General features: G+C 40.7%; 22 protein-coding genes. 4 read left to right on the top strand and 18 right to left on the bottom strand.

The window, feature by feature from the left end; genetic code table 11:
• Window positions 1–5 precede the first annotated feature (5 nt).
• The 4 genes from hxlB to TV75_RS10695 are packed head-to-tail and all read right to left on the bottom strand — an operon-like array spanning window position 6 to window position 3,157.
• Window positions 6–554, bottom strand: a complete 549-nt coding sequence (gene hxlB, locus TV75_RS10710) for a 6-phospho-3-hexuloisomerase (RefSeq protein ID WP_044338737.1) — start codon at window positions 552–554, stop codon at window positions 6–8.
• The gene (hxlA, locus tag TV75_RS10705; protein WP_044338736.1) at window positions 551–1,174 is read right to left on the bottom strand and encodes a 3-hexulose-6-phosphate synthase; all 624 of its coding nucleotides are present in this window, start codon (window positions 1,172–1,174) and stop codon (window positions 551–553) included. The genes hxlB and hxlA overlap by 4 nt, the downstream gene beginning before the upstream one ends.
• Window positions 1,175–1,183: 9 nt before the next feature.
• On the bottom strand, window positions 1,184–2,137 hold the full coding sequence (locus tag TV75_RS10700; RefSeq protein ID WP_044338735.1) for a sugar kinase: 954 nt from the start codon (window positions 2,135–2,137) through the stop codon (window positions 1,184–1,186).
• A gap of 18 nt (window positions 2,138–2,155) precedes the next feature.
• A complete protein-coding gene (locus TV75_RS10695) occupies window positions 2,156–3,157 on the bottom strand; it encodes a LacI family DNA-binding transcriptional regulator (RefSeq protein ID WP_044338734.1) in 1,002 nt (333 codons plus the stop codon).
• Between the two features lie 432 nt (window positions 3,158–3,589).
• Here TV75_RS10695 and TV75_RS10690 point away from each other — a divergent pair, with 432 nt between their 5' ends.
• From TV75_RS10690 to TV75_RS10680, 3 genes are read left to right on the top strand one after another with little or no spacing between them, the layout of a single operon-like run.
• Window positions 3,590–4,465, top strand: coding sequence for a S8 family peptidase (locus tag TV75_RS10690; RefSeq protein ID WP_253275512.1), 876 nt, complete (start codon window positions 3,590–3,592; stop codon window positions 4,463–4,465).
• A gap of 15 nt (window positions 4,466–4,480) precedes the next feature.
• Window positions 4,481–5,332, top strand: a complete 852-nt coding sequence (locus TV75_RS22185; protein ID WP_044338732.1) for an SAR2788 family putative toxin — start codon at window positions 4,481–4,483, stop codon at window positions 5,330–5,332.
• A 12-nt stretch (window positions 5,333–5,344) separates the two neighbouring features.
• Window positions 5,345–5,689 (top strand): hypothetical protein, encoded by a 345-nt coding sequence (locus tag TV75_RS10680; RefSeq protein ID WP_052504524.1) that lies wholly within the window; start codon window positions 5,345–5,347, stop codon window positions 5,687–5,689.
• 135 nt (window positions 5,690–5,824) lie between these two features.
• Here the strand turns inward: TV75_RS10680 and TV75_RS10675 are convergent, their stop codons facing one another.
• The 14 genes from TV75_RS10675 to TV75_RS10610 form a co-directional block, all read right to left on the bottom strand.
• On the bottom strand, window positions 5,825–6,931 hold the full coding sequence (locus TV75_RS10675) for a glycosyltransferase (protein ID WP_044338730.1): 1,107 nt from the start codon (window positions 6,929–6,931) through the stop codon (window positions 5,825–5,827).
• 40 nt (window positions 6,932–6,971) lie between these two features.
• Entirely contained in the window at window positions 6,972–7,472 is a 501-nt protein-coding gene (locus TV75_RS10670; RefSeq protein ID WP_044338729.1) for a hypothetical protein, read from the bottom strand.
• 15 nt (window positions 7,473–7,487) lie between these two features.
• A complete protein-coding gene (locus TV75_RS10665) occupies window positions 7,488–8,975 on the bottom strand; it encodes a phytoene desaturase family protein (protein WP_044338728.1) in 1,488 nt (495 codons plus the stop codon).
• A 182-nt stretch (window positions 8,976–9,157) separates the two neighbouring features.
• Window positions 9,158–10,045 (bottom strand): alpha/beta hydrolase, encoded by an 888-nt coding sequence (locus TV75_RS10660; RefSeq protein ID WP_044338727.1) that lies wholly within the window; start codon window positions 10,043–10,045, stop codon window positions 9,158–9,160.
• 588 nt (window positions 10,046–10,633) lie between these two features.
• Window positions 10,634–11,860 (bottom strand): DUF819 family protein, encoded by a 1,227-nt coding sequence (locus TV75_RS10655; protein WP_044338726.1) that lies wholly within the window; start codon window positions 11,858–11,860, stop codon window positions 10,634–10,636.
• Between the two features lie 308 nt (window positions 11,861–12,168).
• Window positions 12,169–12,408, bottom strand: a complete 240-nt coding sequence (locus TV75_RS10650) for a hypothetical protein (protein ID WP_044338725.1) — start codon at window positions 12,406–12,408, stop codon at window positions 12,169–12,171.
• 131 nt (window positions 12,409–12,539) lie between these two features.
• Window positions 12,540–14,849, bottom strand: a complete 2,310-nt coding sequence (locus tag TV75_RS10645; RefSeq protein ID WP_044338724.1) for a HelD family protein — start codon at window positions 14,847–14,849, stop codon at window positions 12,540–12,542.
• 228 nt (window positions 14,850–15,077) lie between these two features.
• Window positions 15,078–15,836, bottom strand: coding sequence for a hypothetical protein (locus TV75_RS10640; RefSeq protein ID WP_044338723.1), 759 nt, complete (start codon window positions 15,834–15,836; stop codon window positions 15,078–15,080).
• Entirely contained in the window at window positions 15,826–16,323 is a 498-nt protein-coding gene (locus TV75_RS22330; RefSeq protein WP_253275511.1) for a hypothetical protein, read from the bottom strand. The genes TV75_RS10640 and TV75_RS22330 overlap by 11 nt, the downstream gene beginning before the upstream one ends.
• A gap of 355 nt (window positions 16,324–16,678) precedes the next feature.
• Window positions 16,679–18,589 (bottom strand): hypothetical protein, encoded by a 1,911-nt coding sequence (locus TV75_RS10630; protein ID WP_044338721.1) that lies wholly within the window; start codon window positions 18,587–18,589, stop codon window positions 16,679–16,681.
• 200 nt (window positions 18,590–18,789) lie between these two features.
• Window positions 18,790–19,206 carry a very short patch repair endonuclease gene (locus TV75_RS10625; protein ID WP_044338720.1) on the bottom strand — a complete coding sequence of 139 codons (417 nt, stop codon included), beginning with the start codon at window positions 19,204–19,206 and terminating at the stop codon, window positions 18,790–18,792.
• A gap of 76 nt (window positions 19,207–19,282) precedes the next feature.
• Complete coding sequence (locus TV75_RS10620; RefSeq protein ID WP_044338719.1) at window positions 19,283–19,531, bottom strand: hypothetical protein; 249 nt, start codon at window positions 19,529–19,531, stop codon at window positions 19,283–19,285.
• 43 nt (window positions 19,532–19,574) lie between these two features.
• On the bottom strand, window positions 19,575–21,317 hold the full coding sequence (locus TV75_RS10615) for a DEAD/DEAH box helicase (RefSeq protein ID WP_044338718.1): 1,743 nt from the start codon (window positions 21,315–21,317) through the stop codon (window positions 19,575–19,577).
• 125 nt (window positions 21,318–21,442) lie between these two features.
• Window positions 21,443–22,081 (bottom strand): DNA cytosine methyltransferase, encoded by a 639-nt coding sequence (locus TV75_RS10610; RefSeq protein ID WP_044338717.1) that lies wholly within the window; start codon window positions 22,079–22,081, stop codon window positions 21,443–21,445.
• Here TV75_RS10610 and TV75_RS21495 point away from each other — a divergent pair.
• On the top strand, window positions 22,073–22,315 hold the full coding sequence (locus TV75_RS21495) for a DNA cytosine methyltransferase (protein ID WP_082051241.1): 243 nt from the start codon (window positions 22,073–22,075) through the stop codon (window positions 22,313–22,315). The two genes, TV75_RS10610 and TV75_RS21495, sit on opposite strands and share 9 nt — an antisense overlap.
• Window positions 22,316–22,369: the final 54 nt, after the last annotated feature.

Below are 22,369 nucleotides of genomic sequence, written 5' to 3'. Positions count from 1 at the left end.
ACCCTTCATTCTATATTCGCATGCCGTTTGGCCATGGCTTCGTTCGTTTCTCCCTGCTCCAAGGTACCTATGATGACCGCGTCTAACACTAGATGGACGGACTGATCGAACTGATTCCCAAGTGGCTGAATCGTTTCCGGTTCCTCCGTTCTCCGGTACTTCGTTGCTGCAGGTATACCCAAGATCCCGTCACTGATCGCCGCAAGCTTGGATTCCCTATTCGTTGTCACGAGGAACACACTCGCCCCAACTTCTTTCGCCTTTGAGGCAAATTGGACAATCGCCCCTGTTGAGCCTGATCCCGAAATCGCGATAAGTAAATCCCCTTCGTCCATGCTCGGTGTGATCGTTTCCCCGATGACGTAGACCTGAAAGCCACCGTGCATCAGACGCATCGCAAATGCTTTCCCCATCAAACCGGAACGTCCTTCACCATAGACGAAAATCCGATTGGCTGTTTTCAATTGCTGGGATAGATGTATTGCCTCTTCTTCATTCACTTTTGATAAAACTTCTGAGATTTCTTCGGCTACCGTCGTGATGATAGATTTCATTTCCTGATCAGTCCTTTCATCGCCCTTGCAGCCTCTGCCGGGTCGGTCGCTTTCGTGATAGCGCTGCCAATAATGACCGTATCAGGCCTCTTTTCAACAATGGATGGCAGTGTCTCTAGGGTGATGCCCCCGGCAACAGCCGTCTCGAGTCCGCTGATTCCCTGGATCAGATGAAACAGATTGTCAGTGCCTGCCCCCGTTTCCTGCATGTCCTTCCCAATATGCAGGCTGACAAGGGAAACACCAAGCTCCTGTATTTCTTGGACTCTCTTATTCTCCGATACTCCTAGTAAATCAATCATGACTCTCTTGCCATGCTTCTCTGCCACCTCGAGAGTATCCTTGATCGTCTTGTCTGCAGAGAACGCCATGACAGTCGTAATATCCGCCCCGGCATCAAAAGCCTGGATAGCCTCGTGTATACCGGCATCGCATGTTTTCATGTCCGCGACGATGATTTGATCGGGATACCTCTCGCGGATTTCCCGGATGATTGGCATTCCATATTCCTTAATAACACCCGTTCCTACTTCGATCCAGTCCACATAAGGACCCGTCTTCTCCAAAATCTGAAAGCATTCTTCCCTGGTCAGGCGGTCAAGCGCAACTTGTATATTCATGTCATCCCCCTACCTTTCCACTCGTTCTTTTTCTCCCAAATGGACAAGCACATCTTCTAAATAAGGCAGGCCTTCATTATCACCGGTCACACTAACGACCATCGAGCCGATGATGTTCGCGAAGTAAAGCGCTTTCTCTAGTGGCCAGTTCTGAAGGATCCCGTAAATGAACCCTGCATCGAATCCATCACCGGCACCTACTGTATCCACCACTTTCTTCGCCTTTACGGCCGGGGCTTCCACATACTCACCGTTCACATATCCAACCGAGCCTTCCTCGCCTTTCTTGATAGCAAGATGTGTGATCTCGAATTTCTTACAATGCTCAATGATTTCATTGGTGTCGGATGTTCCGAACAACAGCTCTGCTTCTTCGATTCCCGTCAGAAGGATGTCTACATGCGGGAGGAAACTTCTCAACACATCCCTTGCTTCATCCTCACTCCACAGTTTCAATCGAATATTCGGATCGCATGAAATCATTACTCCATGCTTCTTCGCTTCAATGATCGCGTGGCGAATCAGCTCAATATTTTTTGTTTTATCCACCGCAGGGAATACTCCTGTAATATGGAGGATCCTTGTGTTTTTCAAAAACTCTTCATTCAAGGTTTCCTTCGTCAACACCGTTGTGGGAGAACGGTCTCTGTAATAGAAGGTCCGCACGCTACCGTCCCCCATGATTTCCTTGAAGTTCAGAGAAGTCGGATAACCATCCGCAAGCTCCACTTCGGACACATCCACCCCTTCACCGCGTACGGTGTTGAAGATATGTCTTCCGAACTCGTCATTCCCCAGTCGGCTGACCCAGCCGGTCTTTAACCCTAGCCTGGCACAGCCAATCGCAAAGTTCAGCTCGGCTCCCCCGATCTTCCGTTCAAAAGAAGAGACAAACCTCATCGGGCCCGTCGATGAAGGATCAAGAGTAATCATCGCATCGCCAATTGTTACTACATCATTCATGGGTAACACCCTTTCTGTCTAACAAGATTCTCGTATGATTAACTTAGGATCGAATCGGAAGACAAGACCCTCTTCCTGATCCTCTTTTTTCTGGATTTTATTTAATAAAAATTCCGCCGCTTTCTTGCCGATTTCAAAGGTGGGCTGTGCCACGATCGTCAATCCCGGCTCATAAAAACCGGCAAAGGAAACATCATCGATTCCGATAATCGCCAAATCCTCAGGAATCTTCACATGGTTCTCTTTTACATATTTCAAGATTTCAATGAGCGTTAAATCATTTCCCGCAAGGATCGCTTCCGGAGGATTGTTCAAGGATAGGAGCTCGTGAACCCCTTCTTTGATCCGGTTTACTTCCAAACTCTTAATATAGTCATCCCGGATGTCCAGTCCATTGGCTCTCATCGTGTTCTTATAACCGTTGATCCTCTCCATCCTCGGCGTGACATTCCGGATTACATTCGTGATGATGCCGATCTTCGTGTAGCCTCTGTCGATGAAGTGCTGAACGCCAAGCCCGGATGCTTTCTCATTGTCTAGAAGCATAGCCGGTATGTTTACATCAGGCACCGTCCGGTCAACGAACACGATCGGATAGCCCTCCTTCAGCATCTCATTGTATAAGGTTGCATTATCCCCTGTTGGCAGCAGAATGATGCCATCCACCTGTTTGGCACGTAGCATTTCAATATACTTCCGTTCCTTCTCTGGATCATCATCTGCATTACAGACAATCGTGTGAAATTCTGCTTCCTGGCAGGTGTCTTCGATCGCACGGATCACCTGGGTCGAGAACGTGTGGAGAATATTCGCCACAATCACTCCGATCGTCGTCGTCGACTTCTGCTTGAGGCTTCTCGCGACAATATTCGGTCGATACCCAAGCTCTTTGATGGATTCTTCTATTCGGTTCTTCGTTTCTTCCCTCATATAATCAAAGCGATTATTCAAATATTGGGAAACGGTACTCTTCGATACATTCGCATGCTGAGCAACATCAGCAATCGTTACTTTTTTCATTCCATACTCTCCAACTTTCATTTGCTAAACCGTTTTACTAAACCGGTTTACTAAATCGATTTATTGAAATTATATGATAATTGAAAGCGCTTTACAACATATTTTTGAAAATTTACTGGATTATTGTTTTGGACAAAAGAAAAAAACGCGTGGGGACGCGTTTATATAAAAATTATGATTAGGTTTTCTATTATTCACGACTCACTTCACAATGAAAATCGTGGAATTATTGAAATTTATGGTTAATTTAAGGCTGCTTTAAGTTTGGCTTTAAGTAAGTTATGTACACTTAATGTGTTAATGGCGAAGTATGGACCTAATAAGTGATACACGTTAAAGGAGGGAAGGAAATTTCATACACAACACTGATATTCTAAGGGGAAATGTACGATCAGATATAGAACCATAGTTTTTTCATCTTTCATCTTTTTATTGATTCTAGCACTAATCATATTTTCAATATGTTTTTTCACCACTCATAAACAAGTATCTGTTTTCTCTGAAGAGAAGCAAGTAACACCTTGGGGTATAAAAAAACTTCATCTTCAAGAAAGTGAGAATCGAGGACAGAACATTAAAATTGCCGTGTTAGACAGTGGCATTAATGGTTCTCATGAAGATTTATCCGGTAAAGTTGTTAACTCATACAATGCATTGAGCCCAGGGAAAGCCATTAGTGACGAAAGCGGACATGGTACAGCGATTGGAGGAATTATTGCAGCAAATGATAACGAGATTGGCACTGTGGGAGTTGCGCCAGATGCAGAAATCTATGATGTTAAGGTACTTGACTCTATGAATAAGAGTAACACCAAAGCAGTAATAAGAGGAATTGAATGGGCAATAAACGAAGAAGTTGATCTAATGAATATGAGCTTTGGATTACAGAACGATATACCCGAATTATCCAATGCCATTAACAAAGCAATTGATGCAGGAATCATCGTAGTTGCTGCTTCAGGAAATACAATGGGGTTGAGTGTTGATTATCCTGCAAAGTATGAAAATGTGCTATCTATTTCTGCAGTAAATAAGAATTTCCAAAGATCGAATATGTCAGCGAAAGGGAAAATTGATTACGCCGCTCCAGGAGTGGACATATACTCTACAACAAGTGATGGTTCATACGACACATTTAGTGGGACCTCATTTGCTGCTGCCTACTTTACTGGGATTTTGGCATTAATATTATCTGACAATGAAAATAGTAAAAACGAGATTAGAAAACTACTTAAGCCTTATATATGTGATTTGGGAGAAAAGGATTTTGACCCTGATTATGGCGAAGGTTTAATCATACTAAATTAACATTAGGAGAAACACATGCTCAATAAACTTTCAAAAATCGTAATAAATCTAATTGTATTTACACTGTTTGTCTCACTATTGCCTCATGTAGAACGAGCCTCCGCCCATGGAATAGAAGAAACAGAGGACTTTACTAACCTTTCGAATCAGGAAATAAAACAAATAGCAAATGAATTTAATCTTAATATCGAGAATACGGAAGAATTAGAGGTAGAAGTTCAGGAAAAGGACGATAGTGTAGCCCTTCAAACAAACCTTATTTCTGAAGAAATCGATTCTACAGTAAATGTGAACATGGATTTTGAAACTGAAACCATTGTAGTCAGTGGAACAATCCCAACCGAAGAAGATTCACTTGAAAAATTCAATTATGAAGTTATCATTACAGAATATAGTGAAGAAGTTTTCCGAGCTACTTTTATTAATCAAATGACTGGTGAAATTTCGGAATATGATAGTACTGAGATACGAGCTTCTGTATTACCGGCAATCCCTATCTTGGTTGGGTTGCTTGCACGATTCGGCATTAGCTGGATTGTTAAAAAATACGGACAAAAAGTCATTAAAGATGCTGTAAAGGATTTAAGCAAAGAAATTGCAAAAAAATCTCTAAAGAAGGGATCAACAGGCAGAACCGTTGCTAATAACCTGGAAGAACAAATTGCTATGAAAAGCGTATTATCTAATCCATTATCCGGCGCAAAAGAAGTCATACCCGCGTCTAAAATGACAGACAAACGTTGGCCGGGTAAAGATGGATGGGTAAAGATGCAAAGGACGTTCAAAGTCAAAGGTAAGTCTACCATTTCCATCCATTTTAATTATAATAAAAAAACGAAGAAATTTGATGATTTTAAGTTTAAGTAAAGGGTGAATTCCATGAAACCATTACATGAAATATTTATAAACTGGCAGGAGAAGCTCGATCATGACGAATGGTACTTCAGCCAATCCTTTGAAGAAATTACCGCAAATATGACTTCAGAGGAGGCATTTCAATACATCCCGGTCGTCATTCAAGAGTTTAAAAAGTTACGAAACGCCTTCTTAATAGGAGAAATGGTAGACTTTCTTCATACCGTCTATGAAATAGCCAATACAACGGAAGTGCATCCAACCTTGGTTCAGGAACAAGAAAACATAGAAAAAATCATCCTGGAATTCGGGGATGATTACTCTCTGCAGGCCTATAATGAGTTCAAGAAATCATTAAGACTGAATTGAATAGGGACGAGACAAACAGGGGACGGTTCTTAGTCTACTTTTCTGGTGAAACAAGTTGTGGATAGTGGCGCTTTTTTATTGGAGAATTCCCTCTCATGCAAAAAAATAGAGAGGGAAACGTCCCCACTCTCCCCTTCACACCTTAATCTTCCGCCCCTTCCACTTCACCGAATGAAACACATTCACCCGAACAAAAGAATAAAGGAAAATCACCACAAAGAATAAAAAGAACAAAGGATAAAAAGGGAAATACCCCCACCTGAAATCCCCGACTCTTCGGGCAAACCATGCTGTTTGAACGCCGTAGAGGATATACAATACTCCATAGATGATCATAGCGGAAGTGCTTCCCTCTATCATCGAAGAAATCAATGAAGACGCGCTCGTTAAACTTCCCGTAATCCAGAGGATGACCATCAACATGACGACGGGATGAGTGGACTTGGAACCAACGGCAAAACTTTTGCACCAGCCTTCGATCAGGCTTCCCACCCCTTCCGGATACATGCGAAACGAAATGATCCCCCTGCCGCCCAGGCAGCGAACGGGAAGGTTCTGATCAAGAAAGGCCTCTCCCAGTGCCAGATCATCCATGATGGCCCCCTCAATCTTTTCATGCCCGCCGGATAAAAAATAATCGTCTCGATTACATAGAATACAAGGTCCGAACGAGCCGGCGGCTTTAAAACGGGATCCCCAGAGGGTGAATAGATTCATCCCCACCACGACGATGATGTTAAAAACGATAGAGAGATGTTCATACACACGCTCCACGATGTGATAGGGCTGCAAGGCGAGGATTCCCCTCGCTCCTTTCCTCTCGTAGACATGCAAAAGATTCCGTAATCCATCCACATTCATGAACCGGGTATCGGCATCCAGGAACAATAACCAGTCCCCTTTTGCCTCCTTGGCACCCCGCCAGCAGGCAGATGATTTCCCTGCCCCGTTATTGTGCAGGACCGTCACACCGTAGCTTTCTGCGACATCAACGGTTCGATCCGATGAATCATCATCCACCAACAGAACCTCAAATGCCTTGAATCGCTGCTCCTGCAATGACTTCAATAAAGGGGAAATCCTACCTTCTTCATTCCGGGCAGGGATAATGATGGACACAAACGGCAACCCCGCCGTATGTTTGGAGGTGAATCTCGGAACCGGCAATGACCAAAACACAATCATGCCAATGATTACCCCCAGGACACCCAGGATGAGATTGATCACTTCTGAAGCTGTCATGCCATCTACCTCCTTCCTCTAGAATTGCGGCAATCCCCATTCAACCTTTATGTAGTTTTTTCTTTCCAACACCTGACGTAATCGCCGATATCCGCCCCCGATTGTACCGCTGAACCACAATAATCGGAAGGTTAAAGACAAGGGCATACAGGACCATCCCCCATCCTGCCCATACCGGATTCCATATGAAGAACAACGGAGCAGGGAGAATGGATAGCCAATGGGTCAATTCCGCACGTTTTGTTTCCGCCGCAAATACGATCAAGTCCCTCGACTTCGTTCCATGCAGCCCCTTTTTACTGTATCCCTTTTTGAAAAAAATCGTGCCATCCAGAATCAATCCCTTCCACGCTTTCACCCGGAATAAACGCTGCCACAATGCCCCGGATTGCTCAAAAGGGAACGTCCGGAACCAGTAATGGTCTTTCAGGAACCACGTCAACGGCAGTTTCAAACAAACGGCCGAAATGGCGAGATGAAAGAACGTCCAGGCAATCACATCAATGAGGATGATCCAATGGTCAGGCAGTGAGACGATCATGACATCACCCCTTTTTTATCCAGAATCCCTCTCCATAATTTTCTCTCCGACAAGCTGGCCGCTTAAGGTAACCATCGGCATTCCACCTCCGGGGTTCACCGTCCCCCCAACAAAATAGAGGTTGTCGTACCGTTCACTCTGTTTCGGATGCTTCAACCCTTTATTCTTCTTACTGTCTGACACCGTCCCATAAATCGCCCCGCGGTCGGATCCATACGTACGCCTGATATCTTCCGGTGTCCACATGTCCCTCGTGACAATGTTCTCACGCAAGCCATCGAGGCCCATCTTCTCCAGCTTGATCAGGACCCGTTCTACGAATTGTTCATAGTCGGCTTGAGTATACGGATTCTCATCCCGGATAAACGGAATGTGAGGAAGCACTTTGATGTTTTCATGTCCTGGAGGGGCCTGTGTCGGATCGGTCTTATTGACATTGACGAGATAAATGACAGGGTCCTCTGGCAGTTCATGGCGGTGGAAGATCGATTCCATTTGCTCCTTCATATTTTCGGCGAAAAAGAAATTGTGATGACGGAGCTGCGGATAACTCTTCTTCACACCGAGGTGCATGACGAGACCGGAACTCGCCGGTTCGAATTTCTTTTTTAATTTATGAATATAATCGCTGTCTTCCTCCAGTAATCGTTCGTACACCGGTATGACTTCCATATTGGACACATAATGATTGGCCGTCACCCGTGTCCCGTCTTCCAAAACGGCTCCGGTGATGTCGCCATCCTTCTTGTCTAGTTTGACGATCTGCCTTCCGAGGTGAAAGGTCACCCCCACTTCTTCCGCCAGCTTCACAAGAGCATCGGCGAGCTTGTGCAAACCGCCGGGAACGTACCATGCTCCCTGCTCATGCTGCATGTAGATCATCATATTCATCACGGCCGGCGCATCGTAAGGGGACGAACCCACATACTTGATAAAATAAGAGAGCATATCGCGAAACTGCTCATGACTGATCCGCTTATCGAGGGATTTATGCACCGTGGACATCAGGTCAATGTTCTTCAAGACACTGAACAGTCCCGCCTGCTTGACGATTCCTCTGGCCGTATCCGCACCTTTAAATAAGGTTTTATCCGTCATATCGTAATGAGTCTTCGAATGCTCCAGCAGACGTTGATATTCACGAATGTCCTTTTCACTGAGAGAGGCATTCTTCACCCGCATGTCTTTCATATCTTCATACAAGTCTATGACATTTCCATCGGGGAAGAAGGAACGCCATTGATGATCCAGCCTTTCAATCTGGACATAATCCTTCATCGATTTCCCACTGGCCGCAAACAATTTCTCAAAGATCTGGGGCATCGTCAAAATGGACGGGCCAAGATCAAAGCCAAAGCCGTCTTGCTCGAGCCGGTTCAACTTTCCTCCAATGTGATCGTTTTTTTCATATAAAGAGACATCGTATCCCGCCTGTGCGAGTGTTATGGCAGCCGACACCCCGCCGAGTCCGCCTCCAATGATAAGTACCGTTTTATTTTTCAATGGTTACCGTTCCTCCTGTTCGGAAATCTTGTTTGGAGTATGTATGGTTCTCTATAACACATTCAACATCTGCCTGGCCCTGTGCCAGTGTTTTTTCCAATACATCAAGTCTGTATCCTCCACACTTGTTTTATACCCTCACTGCCTATAAGAAAAAACGTTGAATGTGTTTGGGACAAGATTCAATATGGAGGGGCTTCAGAAACAGCCCTGATTTTGCCTGCGATCAATTGCCAGGCCTCTTCTGCTCTTTCTTTCGGTCCCAGATGGGTAAACGCATGGGCACAGCCCCTGAATATCGCCTCTTGAACGTTCACCCCTGCTGCTTTTAATTTCTCCGCATAGCATTCGGCTTCCGGCCTGAATGCATCGGACTCAGCTATTAGAATCAGGGCTGCGGCTAATCGGCCGCTAACCTCGGCTCGGACTGGGGAAGCGAGAAGATGCCCCGCTTGTCCCTTCCCTGGGACGTAACACATATGGATAAAATGGGCTGCTTTAGGAAAACGGGAACGCCACTTGTCTGGTTCCGGCTTCTCAGCATGAGGGGTAACAAAATCCAGCATAGGGCACGAGAGCACTTGAAGCAGGGGCTGCTCGTCCCCCTTTTCTTCAAGGTAGAGGCAAAGGGCTGCAGCAATATTTCCGCCTGAGCTTTGTCCGCCAACCATGACCTTTTCCGCCTCAATGCCCAGCTCCTCCGCTCTTCCCTTCACCCATCGAATGATGTCATAGCCCTGTTCAATGGCTTTCGGAAAAGGATACTCGGGTGCTTTGCCATATTCGACATTCAGAACAACACATTCAGCCTGATTCGCCAGGTAACGGCAATAGGGATCATCCATCTCCTTATCATTCATGATGAACGCCCCGCCATGGAAGTTAATATAGAGAGGGAGTTTTTTCTGTTTTGCTGCCGAAGGATAATAGAAGGAAACGTAAGTGGGCCCGACAGTGGTTTCAACTAACACATCTTTTTTCATTCGTACATCCTGCCGGGGGATCATAGGTGTTTTGGTGGATTGATCAGAAAAGAGGCGCAGTAACTTTGCCATCATGACACGGAACATGAACATTACCTCCCTTAGTAGTATAGTAGCTGACATTTTTTAAGGCGTGTTGCTCCGGGAATGAGGGGTATCCGTCTTTCTTTCCGGACAAAAGTATGAACGGCCGACATTTCAGGAAGTATGTAGGGATTTTGATATTAATAGATAAGGTTCGTTAGGCCTTCTACTATCTAGTATTCCACGAAAAAGTAGGATACCCCTTCTTTATAGATGAACCGAGGATGGTTCTTAACTCATTTTCTAATAGATATTGAACTCATTATGTGGTTCATAATAAGTATAAGGTGAAGTGGCCATCGTACCCACTCCATACTATCCATCCAACCCCGGATACACGACCGTTCCATCCTCTTCAAGAATTTAATCTCTGTATAGGTAAAACGAGAGACACGCGGCTCTTGGTTTCCTATACCCGTCCGCTTACTTCAATAGTCTTTGTTTGCATAACTTTGTCCCACAGGAGAAATTGATTGTGTATCTCCCTTCAAGATTTTGCTTGATCTGTTCTGTTAACTTAAGGGGAACAAAACCGATTTTTTGCGGTCATAAGATTGACAAAAGCCCGCAAAGAACTGCGGGCAGAGCCATTTACATTAAACCGGAAAACCATATTCCGAGTGTAGTTCCAATATAATTCCCGATGATGTAACCCAACGTCCCCACCACAAGAATCGGTCCAATCAAATCCTTCCAGCCTTTCGCAATGGCCATCGCCGCAGCCGTTGTCGGCCCTCCGACATTGGCATTACTGGCTAGTAGGATCTCTTCAAGGTCATACTTTAATAGCTTTCCTGCAGTCAAAGAAACGGCCAGGTTCACTACAACAATAATGAACACGAATAATAGCAGCAACGGAGCATTTTGAACGATGAGGGGGATCGATGCCGGAATACCAATAACCACAAAGAACAAGTAAATGAGGAACGTACCGATTTCCTGGCTTCCATTAATCGATTCAAAGTACTTCGGAAACAGGGCAAGTGCCAAGAATGTCAATGTCGTCAACATTAAGTACTTGTCTCCAAACAATCCATTCAACAAATTGATTAAGAAAGACGTCTCTTCACCGGAAGGAATCAATCCGTCCAGGAATTCGGCGATTTTAAATGACACCATCACAAGCAGGAAGGCAGTCCCAACAGACAGTGCAATATCCTTAAGGGAGATATCCTTTCGCTCCCAAAAGCTTTCCGCAAGTGTCTTTCCCTCTTCTCTCATTCTTCCACTTTCCACTTTTTCCACATGAGGTGCGTTAAAGCGTCTTTTGAAAAAGCTCATGGCCGGAATCATCATCAGAACAATGAAATAAATCGCCATCATTAAATTGTCTGCGACCACTGCGGAAGAAACCATTTCACCAGGCGCTTCGAACTTCGCTGCCATGGCTGCAAAGTTTACCCCGCCGCCAACATAAGATGCACTGAGCATCGCACCAATTTTATCAAGGACTGGTATATGATCCTTTAACAAAAAGAAACTGATGATCACCCCTGCAACCGTACCGACGGAGCTGATCAAGAAAAGAATCAACAAACGTCCGCTTTCCTGCCAGATCTTTTTAAAGTTCACATGAAAAAGCAGCAGCGGAATGGCAAGCGGAATGATAAATGTCCAGACAGCATCATAAACAGGTGAGGCTGTTGGAATGACTCTCGTATTTGATAGAATGATAGCCCCGATCAGGGCAATAATTGCACCAGAAATCTTTGCCGCCCAATTGTAGCGCTGTTCTAATATAATGCTCACTGAAGCCCACACGACAATGATTCCCCACAACGTTACATAATCATCGGCTTTAATTAACGTCTGCTCCAAAACGTTTCCTCCTTTTTACAGTTTTTCTCTCTATCAATATAGTAGCTATATTAGGTGGAAAATTCAAAAAATTAGAGATAGAGATTCACAATGGACAACTCTCTTCCACTTTATCCTTTGATAAAAGGTTGAAGTTTTGCTACAGGGGAGTAAAATGGTCGGATAACCACACACCTGAAACATTGTTTTAATGCATAAACATACCTTGACTGTTCCTCTGTTCTCCCTTATCCATAAAAACACCCTAAATAATTGAATAAACTAATCATTCAGAGTGCTATCTTAGCTACATAATTAACTTTATTCATTCATTCATTCTCAATCTTCACCTCAGTTTCTTTTGGTCTTTCTATATCAAAGAAATCTTCAGCCAAGTCATTGTAGAGCTTACTACCTTTAGAAATATAATAAACCGAGTCCAAATCGTAAAACTTTAACCTGATGGCCTTACTTTTTTTATCCATCCATACTCTGAAACTTGCACCGTCTTTAAATATACTTTTTTCTGTTTCCTTTGAAACAATTCCTTTCGGTTCAAAAACTGCCATTAATCTTTTCTCCTTTATAATAATTAATTTCACCAATCAAGCCTATTCCAAGCACAGCCGTGCAAGGTAAATTAAGATAAGCTTTCTTTCAGATATATAAGTACAAAATTCAAGGCTACCTTTTGCGATCCCTATAGAATATCATCAAATTCCGATGTCACAAGAGGCCTTTCATGTACAAGACCGTCCAAAAGACTGGATGGTGTATCCTGATAGAAGACCTTAGCCTCCTGTTGAGCCCGTGTTAGTAAGACATATAGAAGCCGTGCATGAAGTTCGTCATTTGGAAAACTATCTTCATTCGCATTGACGACCAGGACAGCATCAAATTCCATTCCCTTACTATAGTAAGATGCCAGAACCGATACATATCCCTGTTTGACTTCCGTATTCGGGTTGACATAAATCGCTTCCTGTCCGAATTGGTTGCTTAAATACTTGGACAGTTGCAATGCTTTTCTTTCATCCTTATGAATCACTGCAATTCTCTTATATTTCTTCTTCCAGTTTGTTATCGTTGAAACAATCCCTTCAAGCAGGTCTATTCCCGAAAGAACCCTTTCTAACGTTACCTCAGGACCAGAGCGGTTAAGTGGCGTGATTGGGAAGAACTTATTCTTTTCGTAGTGATTACCCAACACCGTGTTTGCTACATCTATAATTTGTTTGGTAGATCTATAACTGGTGTCCAGTGACAACAGCATATATTTCTTATCGTTGAACAGACTTCTCATTAAGTCATTCCAATTGTATTGGCCGTACCCAAGAAAGATGGATTGTTCCTTATCACCGAGAATCGTTACAGTTTTGGTGATTTTCTTCAAAACGGCAAAATGAATAAAGCTTAGATCCTGTGCTTCATCAATGACTATGTGTGCAAATTTTTCAGGCGGGTCGAACATCATAAGATAGATATAATAGAGAGGCGCTAAATCAAAGTAAGTAACCTCATCTACTTTATAACCCTTAAAGAGTTGAGGAATATCTTTCCCAATATCCCCTCTGAAATTATCCAGCACTTCATAAGAAAGAACCTGTTGATAGATTGAGAACGGATTCGGAAGAGCCATTGTCTGCTTCCAGGCAGCAATCTCTAGCTTGTACTCCTGTATCAGTTTTTTTATCTTATAGTCTCGGATGGACCAGATTTGTTTCTTCAAAGCCTTTAATCCAACTTCATTCAGCCCACCGTTCTCCAAGAAAGTATCACTAATCATACTATGCTGATCTTCAATTTCCTGAGTTTTAATATCCAACATTCTTTTAAAGTGATTCTCGATATGTTGTACAAATTTCTCTACCCGTTTTATAAAAGGTAAATAAGTATAGCCATCGTATATTTCAACTATTTTAGATGTCGACAGATGCTCGTCAAAGATTTTTATCGGCTTAAATCGGTTTTCATATCCATGTTGGAATTCATTCACATATGAATCCAAAATCTTCATAAATGCAGCAGACCCTTTAAATTCATTAATGTCCTTTTCCTTTGTATATCCAGGTGTGAAAAGTACTTGATCAAAATAAGAATGATAATCAAGATTCACCTTACTTGGAAGGAAAGGTTTTAAATGTTGAAAGACCAACCCCTGAAAGGTGGATTGACGGATTCCATCTAAATCCAGGTCAGGAAGCATTCCCTGGGTAGAACTGATAAATAAGTTGGAAGGGCCCAGAATAAGCAGTTCTTCCGGCTTCAAGTTTTTATTATTGAATAAAAGATACGATAGACGATGCAGGGCAATGGATGATTTCCCGGAACCGGCAACCCCTTGAATCACCACATTTGCGTCGATGGTTTGTCTAATTGCTATATCCTGTTCTTTTTGTATTGTGGCAATGATCTCTTTTAGATAGCCGGTAGATTCACTAGACTCTAATATTTCTCTCAAAAAATCATCAGTTACAGTCAGTTGCTCACCCTTGTCAGTCATAGTTATATTCAAATCACTTTTGCTCTCTGCAACCTGTTGCAGGATTTTCAGGATTCTTCGATTTTTAATTGTAAAATCCCTTTTCTGCTGCACCTCTATGGTACTGACATGTTTCCGCCCGTCTTTATCTATCACTGTATATTTTTGTTGCGGTCTACCGGGCATGAAATTGTAATAGGTTGAAGCCATCGGCATGCGCCAGTCGAGCACGACAATTTGCTCATGTTTGTCCCTTACACCATGCTTCCCTATGTAAAATGTTTCTTTAACTCCATCTTCAACTATATCAATTCTTCCAAAATACGGCTGATTGATCGCCTTCTCCAGCTTATCCTTATCACTTTTTCCAAGCTTGTAGGATACACTATCCCCTATAAAACTTGTCTGATCTTTAAACTGCTGTTTCTTTCGGTCAAGCAATTCCCATATGTAAAAAGTATGGTCCTCCATACTTTTAATCGTAGTATCTAAATTTTTCTGTTCTTGATGAAAATGCTTTTGATCCACTTTCATTACACCCCTGAAGTATTATTGTAGAAATTTCCTTTCGCTACTATAATACTATATTTCAAGCATTAAATGTCAGAAAATTAGAACTTATATAATCTTCAATAATATTTTGTGATATGGCCTGCTCCCCTGAAAGATAATTTTTCTCCTTTAATAACAAAACCGGAACATGAATAATATTCCGGCCGCAAAAACCTGATAATTAATTTATTCAGAGAGTAGAATCTACACCTCTTCAAATACCTCAGTTGAATCGTAATAATAACTCAAATACTTGAGAAAGATAGGCTTCAACTCTTCTTTCTCTAACATAGGTGACATAATAACCGGGTAACTCTTATTAAATTCAAAGATGACCCGCCTGCCTACCCGTTCGTCTTTTCCTAAGTCATCGCGATCTTTTATTTTTGATTTGAGGATCTTGGACAGTTCTAATTCATCAATGATATCCAATATATTTATTAAAAAACGGTCATTACGAAAAATCTCATATTTAATAATATAATTATAAATATCTAAATTGTCGATCAACAATGAATAATAACGTTCCCTTTCCTCAGGATCTGTGACTAAATCATTTACATACTGAGCACCCAGAACACACTTATAAATATAGTTCTCCCAGTCGAATTTCTTTAGTACGATATTATTAAAATGATTGATACCTTCATAAATTTTAGGGTAATTTTCCAGTAGGTAGTCTCTTTTAGTTACAAGTAGTGAATGCCAAAATAGTTCATTTAAATGGACATCCCTATCCGTATCCAGATAATAGTCGGTAAGCACACGGAACGCTTGTAAAAACAATTCCTTACGTTCAACTTCGTTGCCTTGAGCTATATAAATTGGAAAGTCCGGTGCCTTATCCAAATGTATTACTTCACCGGAGAAATAGTCTTCATTCAACTGAATTTGATCCTCTAAGAAGTCCTTGTAGAACTGCTCATTTTGTTTATAGCCTTTTTCCAGTAGTCTAATTTCCACTTGAAATTAACCCCTTTACAACAGATGTATATTTCTCAATCATCCGGTCTGATATGATGTAAATCACTTCATCAATCGTATCAATACTTAACTCTTCTACCATTTTCTTTCTCATAAGATGATACAGTTTCAGCTCCAAAGGATTAGTTGGCGGATCGATCTCAAGTAAATCCACGTACTCATTATCCTCTCCATTATTCACTATGAATCGTTGCAGAGCCATATGCATTCCCGTATAGACATAAGGATTATTTAATGTATTACTCTTTGGCAAGTTATTGAACTGAAACTCTTCATTTTGATACTGAATGATTATGGTTTCGTGGCTAAGTTCTATCTTTATGGCTGACTTAAGATCTGGATTCAGTTTCTTTTCAAATAGTTCTAATGGCTTTGTAGTACTTCCTTCGAACATAACGACATTAGAATAGCCCAGAATGGAATGTCCAGGTACTACCAGCTCATCTTTAAACTTATCGTAAAACATACTTAGGTCATCATTATATTTAAAGGATATATCCTCAGTCGATTGAATGTGCATCTGAATAGAAGTACGGTTGCTTATGGAGATGCGGGATTTTAGTATTCTTATAGACCTTTGGTTTGATTCCAACTTATAAAACTTGTTGTCCTTAGACTGGATAATCAATATGATCTGAGCCCGACCGTTTTTTAACAGATTACTAATGAATTCTGAGTCCATTTCATAGTTAAAGTCAAACTGGTAGTGATGAACATTTTCATGTAGTTCTACATCTAAAATAAACTGACTGGAAGTATAGCTATTTGACGTATTAGTCAGGACTGGATAAGGAAAATTGGCTTCTTTTTTATAAATCATGTTACACCTCGATGTAATAAACAAATTTTAGTGACTTATTGAAGTTATCTTTCAGTCCTAATTGAATTTCTGAGACACCTTGGTGGATTCGAACGTCCTTTATAACATTATTATCAATCTCGTATTCTTTTCCGGAATTCAGGTCTGCAATAGAACTGTAATTACCAGGAATATTAAACTCATCCGCATACTCAACGCCCATTCCATCAATAATGGATAGAGAGATGTCACATGTTTCTTCGTTGGTAATCAAATCACTCCCGGTAAAATCAAATTTAATTAACTCTTTATTATCTAAAATAATCCGTTCTACCATTTCCGGATTTGCACTATACTTTGTCTTTAACTGCTCAACTGATGCCGTACCCTTTTCTTCTCTTTTTTTCCGCTTCAGGGGATCCCGTTTATTTTCTGGCTTTTCCTTGCCATCATTTCCTTCTGCTTTTTTCTTTTTCGCTTTTTTCGGAACATCTGCAGATGCTTTTACAACCGACTTACCTTTGTTAATCATCACAGTCCCAAGACTGCTGGATAGATCATTCTTGAATTGGGTCTCTACCACGTAAAGAATATCCTCAGTGTTCATCACACCATCTGTAGGATTATTTTCTTTTATTGCTTCTTCAATGACTTTCGCCATTTCACGGGATAGATTATTGATAAATCGTTTTGCGCGCCTTTGCAGCTTAGAATCCTTTATATGCTCCCAGGATAATTCTGTATGGGATTCATTTTCAAGGGATTTAATATAAGCGTCTTCATCTGAACCACCTATCAAAACAGCGTTATACGGTTTGTTTGCATTAGAAGTCACTTTAAAATCTTCTATCTTCATTCCAATCGTTCTCACAATGGCAACACGGCCTTTTGGAATTCTTTCATCATATCGGAAATACAAATTAAAATGATAATCTCTGACACTGTCTGAAACAGTTAGCTCTTTTGGTGTTTCGTTCATATAAGTTTCTACATATAAAGGCGTAAACGTTTTCTTAGCCTCGGTTATGTCCTGTTCATAATACTTAGTATCTTTCACATAATGTATGATCGATTCACGGGTAATTTTCTCTTCATTGACAATAACCTCAAGTTTCCCCTCTAAGATAGATACAAAGAAACTGTCACAAATGCTCTTTATGATTTCATTCTCATCATCATATTCTTCCCTCAGAAACGGAATAATGATCTTTAGCCCCCTGTTGTCCTTTGCAAAAGCTGGGTGAAAGTTATTTTCATAAGGATAGAATTTAGACTGATCTTCGTTAATATCTGTAAAATAACCAGTCGAACGATAATATTTCCCCTCGTAGAAATGCTCAATTAATTGAACTGTTCCACCAAGGTGCTTATCACCATGTTCATCACAGTTAGCGAAATACATAAGGTGTAAGTCTGAGGCTGCATTGGAGGCTATCTTTCCAACTCCATGAGACCCCCCACGAGACGTTTCCATTTCAGAATCAGCTTCTTCAAAGTGAACGCCCTTGTTATAGGCATAAATCCCCCAAGTATCACGTGCAGAGTTACTTTGACCATTTTTAGCACCAGTCAGCCCCCTTGTATTGGAGTCTTCAAACGATATGTATCTTACCTCATCCTGGTTGATTTTATTTAGCATATGTTGAATTGTTTCTTTTGTATAACTGTTTCTTCCTTGTAAAGACTTGATGCGATCAATCACATCATTGATCCCAGGAATGTCTTCCTTTTTAATACTTCCAGTCTTTATGGTTAAAGTAACCGGTCCCTCAGATCCAATTAACCGGCCATCCATTGAATTTTGGGTATTTTCCCGGGTGAGACCGGTTACACGCATGTTATAGAAACGCTCTAGTATTTTGTTAAAGTTTGATTCTTCTATGTTAGGAATAGGTGAGAATTTCCATAATGGCTCTCGTTGATTTGTATTCATGAGTTACTCCTTTTCTCAATCAAAACCTGTATTTTCTACCTATTTACATTTTAAAAGATCAGGGTGAATATGTAAATTGATGTAATTAAGGTAGGTCAACCCTACTGGAAAAGTTATCAATATTAATTTCCAACAATAAAAAAACTCAGACACTCTCATGCATCTGAGTTTTAAGTTAACAAAAGATCAGTAGAATAGAACTACTTCACTTTTGCACTTGTAATAAAGGAGACAAGTTCCTCTACTACTTTGCCTAAATCATCTTTAATTTCATGCTCCCAAACCCTGTTTATCTTCCAACCCTTGTCTTTATAGTAGCTATTGACTTCCTTGTCACGTTCGACATTTCGTTCTAGTTTCTTTTTCCAAAAAGAAGAATTAGTTTTCGGTAAGTTGCCGTGAATAGGACACTGGTGCCAAAAGCAGGAGTCTATAAATATGACTACTTTATATTTCTTTATGGAAATATCAGGTTTACCAAAAAGATTTTTAGCGTTTCTTCTAAAGCGAAATCCTTTTTTCCATAGCTTCCTGGACACAACGTCTTCCAATTTAGAAACCGATTTTATTGCCTTCATATTATTTCTTCGCTGTTCTTTAGTCATTACATCGACCAATTTAAGAACTCCTTTTTATCTTATTTTCCCTTAAAAAAGGAATAATAACTCAAATCGAAGTTAATTTGATGTAATATTATTTTTGAATCAATTCCCAAACACCCTTTGGACTCTCTTCTGCCGGTTTTAAGATGCCCTCTTTTCTCAAATAAGTGGCAGCCCATCTGATATCGTACTGCCACGTGTAAAAGAGATCTCCTGAATCCTTAAGATCTTGTTCGTGTTTATCCCAAACATACTTACATATATCTATTAAACTTAAACGTCCTCTGTTTAGTTTCAAGGCCTCTACAGCCCATACCTTTAAATCTTTCTTAGAAGCCATGTTTGTCTCCCATCCCTTTTCAATTAATTGGACTAATTATTTTTCAGTGCATTTTCATACTAATATCACGCACATCTCTTATCTGCCAATCATTAATAAATCTCGCATATGCTAATGGTTCACCATGTCGCTTAATATTTTTTGAGAAGTCCACTATCTTACAGTATTCAGTTCCCCCGAACTTTTCCCCTCTCAGGCCTCTTCCTACCATTTGTTCATATAGAATAATACTGGATGTAGGTCTGCAGATGAGGATATGGTCTGTCTTTGGTGCATCGAATCCTGTTGTTAATACTCCATAGTTGAAAAGGAAGTCAATATCACCTTGCTTAAAAGCAGCTATATGCATTCTTCTTATAGGTTTTGGTGTATCGGCAGATATAGCTGCTGATTTTCTACCTATAGAATTCATCATCATTGCCAAAAATTCAGCGTGCTCTACTGTACATGCATAAACAAGAGAAGAGGAGTCCAGTGGAATCGACTTCATATATTCAATAATTTGGAAGTTTCTTCTTTCATTGTTTGCCAGATCATTTAGAAATTCCTTACTCAAGTCATCATGTTCATCCTCTATATATTCGGATACCTCTATCTCTTCTCCATTTTCATGAAGCAAAAAAATCGGTTCTGCCAAATATCCTTCTTCTCTAAAATATAGTAGGGGATTCAGTTCATATCTTCTCATATCCGGTAAGGATGGATGAATTAAATAGGCTTCAAACTGGTTTACCAGGGTCATTGTTTCTTCATTACTGCGTCCAGGTGTTGCAGTTAAACCACAAATAGGAAAAAGGCTTTCACCTGCCAGTTCTTTACACTTGTTAAATAGAACCTCATAACTCTTTGTGGTAGCATGATGTGCCTCATCAATTATCATTGCACCACAGTTAGCGAGAATCTCGTTTAATGCTTCATCATCACTTTGTATCCTTGAATACAGCTGTTGAATACTTGATATGACTGCACCGCCTATTAAACTTTCATATTTAACTGCCTTACCTCCAAAATACCTGTAAACCCTCAAAGATTCAGGAAATTCTCTTTCCTGCCACATCTCTGTAATGCAGGAAATTGCCTGCTCACATAGCTCTTCTCCCTGTGCAATCCATAACAAATATTGTCCCTCATTAAAGCGGGGCTGCATCCAATCAATGAAACTCTCAACTGCTACTCTCGTTTTACCTCCACCGGTAGGTAAGGTGACCACACATCTTGTTTTTTCCTGCTCTTTATTTAATACAGAAAGCATTTTTTCTTTTAATCCCTGCTGATATTCTACGAGTGGAGGTACTGACTTCCTTGGTTCAATATCCTGTACTGGGTCTGTACTGTGATCTTTTGGGATAGATATACCGGAAAAAGCTAAAGGGAAACCCAATGTCTGAACAAAATCTCTCGCCCATCGGCCCCCCATAACCCACCTTTTACCTGCTAAAGCTTTAGGCATATATGAAGGGGATTGTATTTTCCGATTGCTAATCGGATTTCTCTCATATAATCTAACTAATTGTTCACCCTCAAGTTGTTTCAATAATAATGCTCTTAGATCCCTAACGACATCGTTACTTCCTGCGAACAAAAATAATCCTTTTTCAACTACTATCATCCTGGCCAATTGATAATCATCCATGACGCCTACTTCTAAGTCCATCAACATTCTATTCAATTTTATATACTTATCAGTACCAATAAATTTAATTAATAGATTTCTATCGATTTTATATACATTAATTAAACTTTCCACTGTTTGTTCAATTTCATTTTCTGTTAAAAAGCCGCTCAAGATTACATCCCCTAAAAAATAATTTTAATATAGACTATTTTACCATTAATCTGCCAAACCTATAATTAGAGAAGAGAATTCATAAAAAAATAAAAAGAACAGCATTACACTGTCCTTTTTAAACATTAACTATTAACCATTATTTTTTCCTCTTTTGCATCATAAGTATCCTTATGCTTATTTCTGGCATATGGATACAGTTCATTAAGAAAATTATGGTAATCACCAGATAGAGGATTTATAAATCTTGAAGAATTACTGCCTTCTTTTGTTAAAATAAAGATGATCACATCCCTGAAGTTATGCTCCCTGGATTGATGGGATATCAGCTTTTTAGAAGAATCTTTATCGTTAATTCCTAAATGCTGCATTCCTTCTACATTTTCAAATACAGCATATGAAGGTTTTATTATAGAAACCAATTCAAAAAAATGTTTATATAAAGTATTTCTGGGATCATCCTTTAGCTTTTCACGCATTTCTTTTGATCCGGAACGTGCCGGTCCTGCTAAAGAAAATGTTTGGCAGGGGGGCCCCCCGATAATAACGTCTACATCTTTACACGAATTTATTACTTCAGATTTTACAGTTTCCTCTGTTATATCTCCTTGTATAACGCGATCTTTTCCTATGTGATTGCGCAGCGTATCACAAGCACTGTCGTTGATTTCAAGTGCCCGATGAATTTCAAATCTTAAATATTCCTCTTTAGCTTGCAAGAACCCGGTAGAAAAACCACCGCCACCGGCAAATAGATCAAGCACTTTACATTCACCCCCTATGAAGCTCAATTATTACAGTCATTTCCAAAGGATTATGCATTCTTTGGGGGAAGAAATGCACAATATAGGCAAATTGGAAATGCGGTTCCACCTTTACTGGGAAAAGTGATCGGAGAAGCCATACTTAAACTTGAAGCTGTAAAGGGCAGGCGCACAGGTAATTTGCCAATAGCTTTCTTAATATCTCTGTGTTTCCTTACTTTACTGACTAAGTAATTATACGTATTGTCTAGATGAATTTGCTAAAGATTTAAGGAAATTAGCTGAAAA

Origin of the sequence: Rossellomorea aquimaris, from assembly GCF_000935355.1 — a bacterium.
In the GTDB taxonomy this organism is placed as follows: Bacteria; Bacillota; Bacilli; order Bacillales; family Bacillaceae_B; genus Rossellomorea; species Rossellomorea aquimaris_B.
The sequence above is the reverse complement of the archived record's forward strand: the minus strand, read 5'-3'. Positions and strand labels throughout refer to the sequence as shown.

Excerpts from the sequence above, each read along its gene's own strand:
- TV75_RS10650 (WP_044338725.1), bottom strand. The coding sequence starts at position 12,408 with ATGGCAGTTTTTGAACCGAAAGGAATTGTTTCAAAGGAAACAGAAAAA.
- hxlB (WP_044338737.1), bottom strand. The coding sequence starts at position 554 with ATGAAATCTATCATCACGACGGTAGCCGAAGAAATCTCAGAAGTTTTA.
- TV75_RS10660 (WP_044338727.1), bottom strand. The coding sequence starts at position 10,045 with ATGTTCCGTGTCATGATGGCAAAGTTACTGCGCCTCTTTTCTGATCAA.
- TV75_RS10700 (WP_044338735.1), bottom strand. The coding sequence starts at position 2,137 with ATGAATGATGTAGTAACAATTGGCGATGCGATGATTACTCTTGATCCT.
- TV75_RS22330 (WP_253275511.1), bottom strand. The coding sequence starts at position 16,323 with ATGTTTTACGATAAGTTTAAAGATGAGCTGGTAGTACCTGGACATTCC.
- hxlA (WP_044338736.1), bottom strand. The coding sequence starts at position 1,174 with ATGAATATACAAGTTGCGCTTGACCGCCTGACCAGGGAAGAATGCTTT.
- TV75_RS10630 (WP_044338721.1), bottom strand. The coding sequence starts at position 18,589 with ATGAATACAAATCAACGAGAGCCATTATGGAAATTCTCACCTATTCCT.
- TV75_RS10620 (WP_044338719.1), bottom strand. The coding sequence starts at position 19,531 with ATGGCTTCTAAGAAAGATTTAAAGGTATGGGCTGTAGAGGCCTTGAAA.
- TV75_RS10695 (WP_044338734.1), bottom strand. The coding sequence starts at position 3,157 with ATGAAAAAAGTAACGATTGCTGATGTTGCTCAGCATGCGAATGTATCG.
- TV75_RS10680 (WP_052504524.1), top strand. The coding sequence starts at position 5,345 with ATGAAACCATTACATGAAATATTTATAAACTGGCAGGAGAAGCTCGAT.
- TV75_RS10675 (WP_044338730.1), bottom strand. The coding sequence starts at position 6,931 with ATGACAGCTTCAGAAGTGATCAATCTCATCCTGGGTGTCCTGGGGGTA.
- TV75_RS22185 (WP_044338732.1), top strand. The coding sequence starts at position 4,481 with ATGCTCAATAAACTTTCAAAAATCGTAATAAATCTAATTGTATTTACA.
- TV75_RS10670 (WP_044338729.1), bottom strand. The coding sequence starts at position 7,472 with ATGATCGTCTCACTGCCTGACCATTGGATCATCCTCATTGATGTGATT.